General features: G+C 46.5%; 9 protein-coding genes. 6 read left to right on the top strand and 3 right to left on the bottom strand.

Annotated features, from left to right (window positions below; genetic code table 11):
- Positions 1–111: 111 nt before the first annotated feature.
- From CWD77_RS13725 to CWD77_RS13715, 3 genes are all read right to left on the bottom strand, one after another.
- The gene (locus tag CWD77_RS13725) at positions 112–3,372 is read right to left on the bottom strand and encodes a S41 family peptidase (RefSeq protein WP_101074159.1); all 3,261 of its coding nucleotides are present in this window, start codon (positions 3,370–3,372) and stop codon (positions 112–114) included.
- A 141-nt stretch (positions 3,373–3,513) separates the two neighbouring features.
- Complete coding sequence (locus CWD77_RS13720) at positions 3,514–5,577, bottom strand: copper-translocating P-type ATPase (RefSeq protein ID WP_101074158.1); 2,064 nt, start codon at positions 5,575–5,577, stop codon at positions 3,514–3,516.
- 79 nt (positions 5,578–5,656) lie between these two features.
- Complete coding sequence (locus tag CWD77_RS13715) at positions 5,657–5,950, bottom strand: hypothetical protein (protein WP_101074157.1); 294 nt, start codon at positions 5,948–5,950, stop codon at positions 5,657–5,659.
- A gap of 611 nt (positions 5,951–6,561) precedes the next feature.
- Between CWD77_RS13715 and CWD77_RS13710 the strand changes: the two genes are divergently transcribed.
- The 6 genes from CWD77_RS13710 to CWD77_RS13685 are packed head-to-tail and all read left to right on the top strand — an operon-like array spanning position 6,562 to position 13,190.
- Positions 6,562–7,350, top strand: coding sequence for a MotA/TolQ/ExbB proton channel family protein (locus CWD77_RS13710; RefSeq protein ID WP_165779159.1), 789 nt, complete (start codon positions 6,562–6,564; stop codon positions 7,348–7,350).
- Positions 7,350–8,102 carry a hypothetical protein gene (locus tag CWD77_RS13705; RefSeq protein ID WP_101074155.1) on the top strand — a complete coding sequence of 251 codons (753 nt, stop codon included), beginning with the start codon at positions 7,350–7,352 and terminating at the stop codon, positions 8,100–8,102. The genes CWD77_RS13710 and CWD77_RS13705 overlap by 1 nt, the downstream gene beginning before the upstream one ends.
- Positions 8,103–8,119: 17 nt before the next feature.
- Positions 8,120–9,688, top strand: a complete 1,569-nt coding sequence (locus tag CWD77_RS13700; RefSeq protein ID WP_101074154.1) for an FHA domain-containing protein — start codon at positions 8,120–8,122, stop codon at positions 9,686–9,688.
- Between the two features lie 60 nt (positions 9,689–9,748).
- Positions 9,749–11,149: a protein phosphatase 2C domain-containing protein gene (locus CWD77_RS13695; RefSeq protein WP_101074153.1), complete on the top strand. Its 1,401-nt coding sequence runs from the start codon at positions 9,749–9,751 to the stop codon at positions 11,147–11,149.
- Between the two features lie 11 nt (positions 11,150–11,160).
- Positions 11,161–11,880, top strand: coding sequence for an FHA domain-containing protein (locus CWD77_RS13690; RefSeq protein WP_101074152.1), 720 nt, complete (start codon positions 11,161–11,163; stop codon positions 11,878–11,880).
- A complete protein-coding gene (locus CWD77_RS13685) occupies positions 11,877–13,190 on the top strand; it encodes an FHA domain-containing serine/threonine-protein kinase (RefSeq protein WP_101074151.1) in 1,314 nt (437 codons plus the stop codon). Before CWD77_RS13690 ends, CWD77_RS13685 begins: the two co-directional genes overlap by 4 nt.
- The last annotated feature ends 3 nt before the right edge of the window (positions 13,191–13,193 follow it).

Raw genomic sequence — 13,193 nt, 5'->3', positions numbered from 1 at the left:
TTCAATACTTGAAAAATCTGTTCAGCACTCCTCTCAGTCTCTCCATTGGTGGGGAGACTTCCGTTTTTGCTTTAAATAATGCTCTGAAATTTTTGATGACCAAATTTTCTATTACTCGTTATCCATTTCAAATCGGTCAGGACGTTTCCATCGTACGGGATCTTCAGGGGTGGGCACTATCGGATTTTCATAGTTTTGGAGCATCCGCAGTGCTTCTTCAACCGCGCGTTCCAGCTGAGGATCGTGGCCTTCAATGACCTCTTTTGGAGTTTGGATCACTTCAATATCGGGCTCTACGCCTTCTCCTTCTACATCCCACTCTCCGTCAAGGTTATAGAACCCACCGCGAGGTGCTACAAAATATCCGCCATCTATAAAGGGTGGCGTATCCCAAGTTCCCACTAGTCCTCCCCAGGTTTTGGTTCCAACCAGCGGGCCAATCTCCATCTTTCTGAAAAGAAATGGAAGGAGGTCTCCGCCTGAGCCGGCTCGTTCGTTCATCACCATTACTTTGGGTCCCCATATTCCGGCACCCGGTGTAGTAAACGGTTTTCGGTCACCTGCTTTACTGTTAAAAAACCCGTGTAGTTCCCTAGCCATGATATCGACCATATAATCTGCAGCTGACCCTCCGCCGTTATTTCGTTCATCAATCACTGCGCCGAGTTTGTCTTGCTGTGAAAAATAGTAACGGTTGAAGTAAGTGTAGCCGCCCTGGCCTGTATTAGGTACCCACACATAAGCAAGCTGTCCGTCAGACATCTCATCAACCATTCGCCGGTTGGTTTCTACCCAGTCCCGGGTTCTCAAACCACCTTCATTGGCAATTGGAACGACTGTCACGAGACGGGCACCCTCTTCGTCGGGTGTATCGTTTATGAGCAACTGAACCTGACGGTTTACCGTGCCTTCAAAATAGCTGTAAAAATTTTCGTCCGGGCTGATGGGATTCCCATTTACAGCCAGAATGAAGTCTCCCTCATTCACGTCTAATCCCGGGCCTGAAAGTGGCGCCCTTAAATCAGGATTCCAGCTTTCTGCAGTGTAGATCTTGTCGATTCGAAATCTGCTGTTTTGCAGGGAGATATCTGCCCCGAGCAGACCGGCCTGAACCTCTTCAAGATCCGGAAAGTCACCGCCTCCCACATATGAGTGACCAACAGCTGCCTCACCACTCATGATATCCAATACGTAATTCAGGTCAGAGCGGTGTTTGGCGTGTTCAACCCAGGGAGCGTACCACTCATAAACTTGTTCCCAGGGAGCGCCGTGAATGTTGTCAACATAGAGGAAGTCTCGCATAAAACGCCATCCATCACGGAAAATCTGGGTAAACTCTTCATTGGGATTAACTTTTACGTTAATACCTGAAATGTCAATTGCGCCGTCGGCGGGTGATTTTTCACCGGTGGCTGTTTCTGCTATCCCCCAGGTGCTGCCGCTTCTGTAGAGCAGGGATTTTCTGTCGTGAGAAACCGCTCCCTCATTAAAACCGGCCATGAAAAGGCTGCTTTCCTGCGTATCAAGATCATATTTATGAAGCCTGGTTCCTTCGTTCGGGACTGCTTCCGTATAGAAAACTGAACCTCCGGGGCCGGGCAAAAGTCCTGTATAGTTCCGTTCGGGAATACTTATAGCCAAGGTGCGTTCAGCGATGCCTTCAGTGTCAATAACTACTCTGATTTCATCTTCAGATTCATCACTGTCATCTTCTTTATTTTCTGATTCTGCAATTTCATCATCACTTTTCGGCAGTAGCGGCGATGGTTCATCGTCATTGAGCACAATCATATAGAGGGCACGTGTAACCGGCATGTTGTATGAACTCATATCTAGCCAGCCGGTATTTAGTCCATAGTTGGTGCTGGCCAGGAACCAGATGTACTTACCGTCTTCGCTCCACGCCGGAGTAATTGTATCCGACATGCCATCAGTCAGTTGATGTGTCTCACCTGTTTCCACATTGTGTACATGAAGAGCTTTGAACTGGTTGTCGAGAAGCTTCACATAGGCAATCCATTGGCTATCGGGCGACCATACCGGATTCAAAGTGCGATTTGGGTGTGCGTATCCATCGGTGTCTACAAGCTCGGCATCACCTGATTCTACATTAACATACCAGAGGTTGTAGTCCGTATCGGTGTAAGCGATGTGCTGTCCGTCGGGCGACCAATCCGGACGGAAATAGAATGTTGGGTTGGGGAGTTCAATCATCCGGGGTTCTTCCAAACCAAACTGGTCAGAAATCATGAGTGTATATTCCCCGCTTTTATCAGAAAACCAGGCAATTTTATCACCCTGGGGTGACCAAACAGGATATCGTTCTGCTGAAGAGGATGAGTTTGTAAGGTTACGCCATGTTCCGTCTTCCTTTGGTACCGTTATGATCTCACCCCTGTATTCGAATACCGCTCGTTTTCCGGTAGGTGAAATTGAGGCGTTACTCAGATTTCCGGCCGATGGTTCCTCCCACCGGGTGCGGCCATAGCTCATATCACCGGCTACGTCTATCTCAAGTTGCTCACTGTTTCCGGTTTCAGGATCCAGTAGATGCAGGTATCCGCCTTGTTCATAGACGACCATGCCAAAACCGGCGTCAATATTTTTTGCATCAAACTGCGAGTGAAATGTCCACTGCTTCTCTTCACCGGTTTGAGGATTGTAGGACCAAATATTGTTTGCGTAATCTCTTTCAGACAGATAGAACACATCATCTCCGAGCCAGGCCGGATCGGTATGGCGTTCATTGTCGGTTCTTGGGGTTTGAATGAGGTCGTATGATTCAAGATCGACGATCCAGATTGGCTGCGCCTGCCCGCCGCGATAGTTCCTCCATTCGGGATCCCAGAATGTTATGGGATTGTATGCGATATATTGTCCGTCGGGAGATATATCACCACTGGCGATTCGCGGAATTGGTAGTACAGTGGGCGTACCTCCGTCAGGGCTTACCTTCCATATTCTATTTGTCTGAGTGGGATGGCCATCACGTGATGAACGGAACAGGATCTTCCCATCCGGTGACCAGCCTGTTACTACATCATCCCCGGGGTGCCAGGTTAGACGTTCGGGTGACCCGCCATCAGCTGAAACCACATATACATCAGAGTTGCCGTCGTATTGTCCTGTGAAGGCGACCATACTGCCATCGGGAGAAAAATGAGGCGCTCTTTCACCCCCGATATTGCTTGTAAGGCGGGTTGCTTTACCACCTGAGAGTGGAACTTTCCAAAGGTCGTAGGCGTGAACAAAAACAATACTGTTCTCGGAAATTGTAGGTTCACGCAGAAGCTGGGTTCCCTGAGAAAAGAGTGAAGGTGCTGCGATCAAAAAGATCAGAATAGAAGCTAAAAAATTGTAGCGATAGGACATAGGGCAAGAGATTAAGTAGTGTTCATTTTAAATATATAGAAATGACTCAAAAGAACCACCGGGTAAACTTCTCTTGTAGAAAAGAAATTATTTTTATGCTCCTTTGGGTTTAGAGCCCATTTTAAAATCTTGAATCAAAAACTACTCTTCCAACTTCAAGAGCCGCGCATTAATCGCTACAATCACCGTACTGAGCGACATCAAAATTGCTCCCACGGCAGGACTTAAAATAATTCCCCAGGCATAGAGAGTACCGGCCGCAAGCGGAATGGCCACTACGTTGTAACCGGTAGCCCAGAACAGATTTTGTACCATTTTCCCATAAGTTGACTTCGATAGCTTGATCAGTGCTGTCACATCTTTCGGGTTGTTTTTAACAAGCACGATATCACCGGTCTCTACCGCTACATCCGATCCGGCGCCAATGGCAATTCCGATATCGGCAGTTGCAAGAGCAGGAGCGTCATTCACACCGTCGCCGGTCATGGCTACGAGTTTGCCCTGTCCCTGTACCTCTTTCACTTTATCGGCTTTTTCATCCGGTAGCACCTCAGCGAATACCTGATCCATGTCAAGTTCACCGGCCACATATTCAGCGGTTTGTTGATTATCGCCGGTCAGCATGATGCACTCAATGCCCATCTCATGCAGGGCTTTGATTGCACTTTTTGACGACTCCCGGATCTGATCTCCGAGGGCTATCGCTCCGGCCAGGGAGTCGTCAATCACCACAAACACGACCGTTTTTCCTTGTGAAGAAATCTCTTCAACCTGTTCTTCAGGATAGTTTATCTCCTGTTCCCGAATGTAGCCCGGACTCACGACTTTCACCGATTTACCGTTTGCCCTGCCCTGAATTCCTTTTCCGGTAATGGAATCAAATTCTTCTACATCAAACGTGTCGTCCGCTTTTTCTAAAATCCCTTTGGCCAGTGGGTGCTCGGAGTTGGTTTCGAGCGAGGCAGCATATTTCAGGATTTCGTCATCAGAAAATTCATCGTCAAAATTCAGGATATCGGTAACGGTAAATGTACCTTCGGTAAGCGTTCCGGTTTTGTCGAAAATTACAGCGTCCAGGTTTCGCGCCTGTTCAAAAGCAACACGGTTTCGGATCAGGAATCCGTTAGAAGCGGCAATACTGGTAGACATTGACACAACCAGCGGTATGGCCAGTCCCAGCGCGTGCGGACAGGTAATCACCATTACGGCCACGGTTCGGTTCATGGCAAAATCGAAACTCTCGCCGGTAAAAAATATCCAGGCTCCAAAGGTGAGAAGTCCGGCGGTAATAGCAATGATTGTTAACCAAAACGCTGCCCGGTTGGCAAGATCCTGTGTTTTGGATTTGCTCTCTTGCGCCTCTTTCACCAGGTTCATGACCTGCGATAGAAAAGAATCATCGCCAGTTTTGGAAATTTCAATTGTGAGTGATCCTTTTTCGTTGACCGACCCACCAATGACTTCGTCCCCATCGGTTTTATCCACCGGTTTGGATTCTCCGGTAAGCATGGCTTCATTAACGCTGGATTTTCCATCAACTACAATCCCATCAGCCGGTACTTTTTCTCCGGGTTTGATCAGAACCTTGTCTCCTTTTTGAAGCTGATCGACGGATACATCTTCGGTAGATCCATCCTCTTTAACTAAATGTGCTTCTCCGGGAATCAATTCGGCAAGCTCTTCCAAAGCAGATGATGCGCTCATTACCGACCGCATCTCGACCCAGTGGCCCAATAGCATGATGCCCACCAGTGTGGCAAGCTCCCAGTAAAGCAGATCTCCTTCAAACCCAAACACAACGGCTGTACTGTAGAGGTAGGCAATCGATATCGCCAGCCCGATGAGGGTCATCATACCGGGCTGTTTTTCCTTAAGCTCATCCACCAAGCCTGTTAAAAACGGCCATCCGCCAAAGAAGAATACCACGGTGGAGAGAGCGGCCAAAATCCACTCGTCACCGGAAAAACTCCAATCCACTCCCATGAACTGTTGAATCATAGGCGAGAGTGCAAGAATCGGAATGGTTAAGGCCAGCACCCACCAGAAACGGAATTTGAAATCCTGTACCATCATTTTGTGATGGTCGTGGTGGGAGTGGTCACCGTGATCGTTTTCATCGTGGTGATCATGACCGTCAGGACTATGATCATCTTTTACTGAATGATTATTTGGTTGATTTGAGTGTGCTTCGGATTTGTTTTTCATTCAGTTGTTTATTTAGAAGTCTTTGGAGGAGTCGGGCCATTCCGACACCGACTATGTTTTTTCTGAACTTAAAGTAACATTACTGTTTTCGCTGCGTATCCAACCATTCTTCCAATTCCCCTTTGGAAATCCCATCCTCTTTTTCAAGTCTTTTCTGAAGCAGAGGTTCAAGATTACGTGCCTCTTCCTTTTCCGAGATATTGCGGCTTTTTGCATACTCATTTATAAAATCAAGTACCTTATTGCCTTCTTTCGGGCGGAAAACATTTGTATTAGAAGGTTTTTGTTGTGTTGCTTCCTTTCGGGGTTCTTTACCCGCTTCTGATGACCAATCGTAGTCGTATTTTAAATCGCTTCTATCTAAAAGTGGCATAATATTTCATTTCATTAAATGAATTTTTGCTCTCTGTATAATTAACAATGTGTCCAACGTCAAAGTTTCCTCTTAAAGTGTATACTCTTTTCTTCCAACTTATTCTCCCGCAATATCATCGCCTTAAACTCCTGGGGATTCTGAGTCTGTACTTTAATATTGATCTAATACCTTTTATGAAGTGGAATGTCACCACACATCACTGCTGATTGATCATACTTTCAACTCCAAATACTTTAAAGGAAATAACCGTCCCCGTTGATAAGAATACCCTCAAACCAATATTTAAAATCTACATCTTTTACTTGTAGGGAGTTGATAGGATTATTTGTAGTGATAGTGATCTTTACTGTGACTTCGTCTTTGATCCTCCATGCAAGGCTGTTTAGCAATTGGAAAAATAGGGGGGTAAATTTTCTCGTTCCGACAGAATTGGTTCAGTTTTTTAAAGGGAGGTAAGATTGGGATAAAAGGTTTTAACCGCTCGTTAGAGTCTCTGAGAAGTGTTTAGTATGCATTTCGTCACGTTTTATAAACCGTTCATCACATAAAATTGTCAGTACTGTTTTTTGTGATTTTATTTGGGCAAAGGATCATTCAACAGCACTATTTTGACAAAATCATCGAACTCGCTGGATCGGGCTAACAGGGTACTACTGGCATTTGCAACGGCCTTATTTATCCAGGCGATTATCGTTCTCATTTACATCAACACAGGAAGTGAAATCTTTCCTTCACTGCACCGCATCTCCATCCTGCTGGGCGGGAGTCTGTCAGCCGGTGGATATGTTCAGTTTATCACCATTTTCTGTTTTGTGTGGGGGCTATTGGAGATCCGTTTCCAAAGCAGAAAAAATCGATTTGAGCGGGCCTATTTCTCTACTGAATTACTGCCGGAAGAGGAGCACAGAGTGATCGGGGAAACCGAAATCAATAAGATTCGTCTTCGAATCAGCCAATATCTTCAGCAGAAGTACAGTGAGGGTCAAGGCGAAGATTACTTTCTTCTGCAGATCGTAAAAAAGGCGTGTACAAAATTCAGGGCCAATCAGTCTGCCGAGTCTGCTTTTATGATTGTGGAGTCGCAAAGCCGGATCAACAGGGATAAATCTGAAAGCCGCCAATCCGGTATCCGGTACCTTTTATGGGCTATTCCGTCCATCGGTTTTGTGGGTACCATTCTGGGTATTTCCCAGTCACTGGCTATAGCCAATACCGGAGACATCGACCTGATCACATCAACCCTTGCTGTGGCATTTGACACTACTCTCGTTGCACTGGTCCTGAGCTTAATTATGATGTTCAGCTACCACAGCCTACAGGAGGCCACTGAGACCCTGCATCACGACATTGAAGAGTATGTGATTGAGCATTTCATCAACAAAATTGATGTGACCTGATGGCTAAAAAGCAGATTAACGTATTTGGGGCGTCATTTCTGGACCTGCTTTCGGGAGCACTGGGGGCGGTAATCATTTTATATGTGATTGTACCCAAAATGGATGTTCCGGTTGAGGAGTATGAAGAGCAACAGCGCATTGCTGAGGAGATTGCGGCTCTTGGCTTATCAGTTGAAGAGATTTCTGAATTGATTCCCAGGCTTGATGAGGAGGAGCCGGCAGATCAGTTGAGATTGATTGAGGAGTTGGAGCAGCAGATTCGTGAGATGGAAGAAGAGGCTGAATCAACACGTGAGGAACTGGAACAGTGTGAACAGGGCCGTGCCGGTTGTGAGGAAGATCTGGAAAAAATTGAAGGGGATGCACGGTTTCTGGTTGTAGTGATGTCCTGGAGTACAGCAAATCACGATGTGGACCTTCATGTAGTAGATCCGGATGGAAACGAGTTCATGTATAACAGCAGAACATTTGAGGGAGTTGAGGGTGAGCTGACGGTTGATAATACCTGTGGCCCCGGCTATGAGGTCTGGAATATTGCGGCCCCGAAGGAGGGCGATTATGAAATCTACACAAACCTCTTCTCACGAAATGGGTGTGAAGACGGGAATCCCGAAAACGGGATGGCGGAGGTAACGATCTATCACCGGAACGGGGTAGAGTCTTATGAATCCATTGAATTGGCAAATGAGCAGGAAAAAGTTCTCATATCCACGGCAACTATACCCGATTCGGGGATCATTACTTTTAATTAAAACCAATACCGACAGTTATGGCAAACAGAGCTACACAATCTATTGGAACGGGAATGAAAATTCTCAGCGGGGCCAATATTCCAACCTATACCCTAGAGTATCTGACATCTACAGCAAAGAAAAACCAGGGCTCATTCGAAACCATTGTTGTTCCCTATGTGGAACTGGGGCGTGACAGTAAATGCGGGGTATCCTTTGGCGATGATACACCTACGGTTAGCCGTAAGCATGCCGCTATTGAGCGCAAGGGGGATGAAACCTTCATCATCAACCTGTCCAAATCGAACCCAACGCTGGTGAATGGTCGGCCGGTACAGAATAAATATTTTTTGAATAACGGGGATGAGATTCAGCTCTCTGTTGAGGGGCCGAGGTTGCGATATAACACCACCAAAGCCGGAACGGCAAAGATTGGATTTACTAATAAGATGAACCTAGTGATGCAGCAGGCGATCAAGCCGTATAAAACTGCGGCGGTTTCATTTTTGATGATTTTCATTCTGGCAATGAGTGGTTCCGGTTATATGATCTATAACTTAACTATGGAAACCGATTTACAGAGAGAGTTAATTGCCGAACAAAATCAAATCAGCCGAGCACAGGCTGATTCTATCGCAAGCTTGAATGCGAGAAATAGTGATCTTGCAGAAAATTTTCAGATTTCTCAAGAACAAATCGAGCGGGACAGGCAAAGAATGATCCGCGAGCGGGAACAGTTTGAACGAGAATTAGCCGCCATTGAAGAGAGAAGCCAGCGACAGCTGGACAGCTTGAGAAATGTATCCGGTGGAGTGAACTATGCTGACGTAATTGAAGAACTGAAGCCGTATGTAATGGCAATGTCTATTAAAGGGTGGGTAACAGAATTTGATGGAGAACGAAACGGGTACGAAATTCAGGAGGAAAATATAATGTGCACCGGGTTTTTAATAGAGGGAGGAATTTTTGTAACGGCCAGGCATTGTATAGATATGTACGGAACAAGTACTGAAGAAGGCTCGTTTTTTCAGGCAAATTTAATAGAGCACAGTGGTGGGAGCGCTTCATTTCATTTTACTGCACAATCGTATGATGGTCAGTTTAGCCTGGAGTTTACTAATAAAGATTTCATCCAGGATGAATCTATGGATAGATTCATTCCATGGGAAATGCCAAACAGTAATGGGGTGGGTTCTATAAGAATACCTGAATACTTCAGAGGAGCCGATTGGGCGTACATGCAAACCGACTATAGTGATGGTATGGCATTTGATAAGCCGTTGTCGGAAAATCTGAGAAACGGTACAGATCTGTTTGTATTGGGATATTCGTACGGTGCAGAGTACAGGGTTGAAGGAAATCTTGAGCCCTATTTTTCAACGGCAAAAGTGACCTTGTCAGGTATTCAGGATGGTACGGTACATGTCACCGAAGCCGGCTGGGATTCAGGGAACTCAGGAGGGCCCGTATTGACGATGAATAACGGGGTACCAACGGCGATCGGTCTTGTGACAGGAAGGTATCAGCAGGCAACGATATCAGAAGGGGGTGACGTAATTTACACACCTACTTCAATAAAGATGGTTACGCCACTAATAAATTTTTAATTATCCGGGTCGCCAGATAATGAGTAATCAAAATTTAAATCGCGGTTAAGAGCACACGGGATGATTAAAAAAATATCCATATTTGGAATTACCGATGTCGGTCGTTCCCGCACTCACAATGAAGATGATTTTGCGATCTGTAAAGATCTGTCCAATCATAAATGGGGGTTTAAACGAGGTGAAGTCCACTCCCTTTCCGAATTGGGTGCGCTTCTGATTGTTGCCGACGGAATGGGCGGTGAGAACGCCGGCGAAGTGGCTTCTCACCTGGCTCAGGAAACGGTAAAAGAGGATTTCGACGCACTCGATGAACTCCCGGATTCCGTATCAGAGCGGGAAGGCCTTCTTGCCCGTTCTATTCTGAAAGCACATCAGGCAGTTGTTAACCATCAGCATAAAAACCTCGACACGGCCGGAATGGGCACAACGCTCATTATTGCCTGGGTAGTGGAGGATTCGGTTCACGTGGCGTGGTCGGGCGACAGCCGCTGCTACATCTATAACGGATACAAACCACTTTATCCGTTTACCGAAGATCACTCCCTGGTGTGGCAGATGGTTGAAGAGAATCATATGACGCCCGAGGAGGCCAGAGTTCATCCGGAGAGCAACATTGTTACGCAAAGCCTGGGGGATGAAAAAAACCCGCCTCAGCCCTCTGTTAAAACAACAAAACTCTACAAGGGAAACCAGTTGATTTTGTGCAGTGACGGTCTGAATGGAATGCTGAGTGATGAACAGATTGAGTCTGTTCTGGAAGATGGCGGACCCATTGACGAAACCTGCGGAAAGCTGATAAAAGCTGCCAATGAAGCCGGAGGCGGCGATAATATCACTTGCCTGATGCTTGAAGTGCATGAGGGAGCAGAACCGTCAGAAGCAGATCTGGCTGCACAGAGTCAAATCAAATCTAAAACCACGACGACACAAATTCTGCGAAAGAAAAACTCATCCAAGAGCTTGATGATCGGGGTTTTGATTGTGGTAATAGCCGTATTGGCCGCCTGGATTTACTTTGATGGAAGATCACCCGAGGCGAATGCAGATCCGGTTATACAAGATCGAGATACCGGTCAGACCGAGGAACCGGTTGATTCTGCAGAAACGAATCAAGACCCGCCAATTGAAGATGAGCCGGGAGATGTTGATCCGCCTGAAGAAGAACAACCACCGGTGGCTGATCCTGATCCTGAACCTGCTGAAGAACCTTCAGAAACACCGGATGAACAAAGCCCACTTCCACCCGGAAACGCCGAGAGGCCTTCAGAGGAAGAAAAAGATTCTGTCAGACAGCAGATTCCTCCGGTTCAAAAAGACACAACATTGACAGAGCCCGGAAAAAAGATTCAAGAACCTAAGGATACCATGAGTACCCAGCCTGCTTTGCCTGACAGCACAAATGCTGATAGCACGGCAGATACGACCTCAACCGGTTCAATCGAAAAACAAGTCAATAACTAAACCCCGATACAATGAGATGTTACGAATGTGGATATCAGAATCAATCAGACGTGAAAGTGTGCGTAAAATGCGGCACAAAACTGACGTCTTCAGGCAGTGGTGGTCAGGCTCAAAGTAATCCTGCAGCAAGTTCAGGCGACCAGGGTGCGGCAACCGTACGGGGAAAAGTCGCTTCCGCTCCTGCATGGGATGGTGAGAATGCATCACCAAAGAAGATGTCTGAGCCCGTGGATGCGAGCATCTTAAAGTGCGATGCCTGCGGCTACTACCCCCTGCGTAACAAACCTGCCAGCGATAGCCCCTGTCCAAATTGCGGATATAAAGGGAGTGATGAATCTCTAAGCAAAGAGCAACCTGCTCCCATGCCTGAAAAATCAAAACCGGCAGCACCATCCGGCGCAAAGACAATGAGAATTGGGCAGGTTAATATTTCCAAAGAGGCTCCAAAACCCAAACTGATTCTGGTTGATGAAAATAAGAATGCTGAGCAGGCATATGAAGGTGAAAAAATATCACTGAATCGAACGAACCTGGCTCCGGAGAACAGCTCCATCTCTTCGAAAGAACATGCAACATTTACCCATAAAGATGGAAAATGGACGCTCGAAGATAAAAGCAGTAACGGGGCGACTTTTATACAGGTAAAGGGTAAGACGACTGTTGAAAGCGGGTCATTAATCATTTTAGGAGATAAGGTATTCAGGGTAGAAATCCCTGAAAGCGAAGAATGAGTTCACCCGGAGTTATACATATCGACAGAGGCAGTAAAGTTGCTTCGAAAAAAGCGACTTACCGGGTTGAAAATGAGCTGGGTGAGGGCGGCTTTGGCAGTGTGTACCAGATCAGCGATATGGAGAATCTGTACGCGTTGAAGCTGACCAAGATGTGGACCTTTATGCCGCACGAGCGAATTGAATTTGCCAAAAGGTTTCGCCAAGAGTACGACTACGGATCCAGGATTACCAGCCCCTACATTGTTCGCAGCCACGATTTTGATATGCTGGAGGGAAATCCATTCATGGTGATGGATCTCTGTACCGGCGGGAATTTGCGCGACCTGGTTGGGAAAACGTTCGGTTCTCAAAAACTGGATGAGATCGCTCACGGTATTTTGATGGGCTTGAAAGACCTGCATGATGAAGGAATTATCCACAGAGACATCAAACCGGAAAATATTCTGTTCGATGAGAACAGAGTCCCAAAACTGGCCGATTTTGGAATTTCTGCTTCCATCAAGAAGCGCCACACGGTTGCCAATTTTATGGGACATGCCAAAGAGGTTTTTGCCACGGGTACCTACTCACCCCCTGAACAGATTGACCCGAAGCAGGCGATGAAAGTGATGGGCCCGTCAAATGATGTTTACGCGTTCGGCGCCATGATGTATGAGCTGATTACCGGAGGCCGGTTGCCCTTTGGGCCTTTTGAGGAGTTTATGAAAGATATGGCGGCTTATGAGCAGAAAAAAAAGGAAGAGAAGTGGGATCGCGCTGCACTTGAAAAGAGCTCACCGGATCAAAAATGGGTGGAGATCATTTCCAGATGTATTCGATACCGGCCGGAAGATCGGTTTGGGACCATAGATGAAGTATTGTCTGTATTGGGTTATCAACCGGTCCGCGAAGAGCCGGGTCCGGAAGTATATCCACAATCGGACTGGGTGTTACGGGTTCAAAATGGAGAAGAGATCGGGCGTGAATATCACCTGACAAATTTAAAGAATTCAAAATCAGCCGGGGTGCTTACCATCGGCTGGTTCAATACCGAAAACCCCTTTTCAAACGACATCGGTATAGCCGAATATTTCACGGAGTATATCTCCAATTTTCACGCCACACTTGAATACAACAGTGATGACTATCACTGGTACATCCGGGATGGACAGTGGAGAGAAAAAGGCGGAGTGCCGGGATGGTACCGGTCAACAAACGGGGTTCTGGTACAGGGCAGCCGTATTGATGAAGGTGGGAAAAAACTTAAACCCGGGGATATTATCGCCATCGGGGATACAACTCTAAAAGTAGTTATTAATCAGAAATAACAG

The sequence above is a fragment of the Rhodohalobacter barkolensis genome, assembly GCF_002834295.1.
GTDB classification, from domain to species: Bacteria; Bacteroidota; Rhodothermia; order Balneolales; family Balneolaceae; genus Rhodohalobacter; species Rhodohalobacter barkolensis.
The sequence above is the reverse complement of the archived record's forward strand: the minus strand, read 5'-3'. Positions and strand labels throughout refer to the sequence as shown.

Coding starts and splice junctions, on each gene's coding strand:
- CWD77_RS13685 (WP_101074151.1), top strand. CDS start 11,877: ATGAGTTCACCCGGAGTTATACATATCGACAGAGGCAGTAAAGTTGCT.
- CWD77_RS13720 (WP_101074158.1), bottom strand. CDS start 5,577: ATGAAAAACAAATCCGAAGCACACTCAAATCAACCAAATAATCATTCA.
- CWD77_RS13700 (WP_101074154.1), top strand. CDS start 8,120: ATGGCAAACAGAGCTACACAATCTATTGGAACGGGAATGAAAATTCTC.
- CWD77_RS13690 (WP_101074152.1), top strand. CDS start 11,161: ATGAGATGTTACGAATGTGGATATCAGAATCAATCAGACGTGAAAGTG.
- CWD77_RS13705 (WP_101074155.1), top strand. CDS start 7,350: ATGGCTAAAAAGCAGATTAACGTATTTGGGGCGTCATTTCTGGACCTG.
- CWD77_RS13695 (WP_101074153.1), top strand. CDS start 9,749: ATGATTAAAAAAATATCCATATTTGGAATTACCGATGTCGGTCGTTCC.
- CWD77_RS13725 (WP_101074159.1), bottom strand. CDS start 3,372: ATGTCCTATCGCTACAATTTTTTAGCTTCTATTCTGATCTTTTTGATC.
- CWD77_RS13715 (WP_101074157.1), bottom strand. CDS start 5,950: ATGCCACTTTTAGATAGAAGCGATTTAAAATACGACTACGATTGGTCA.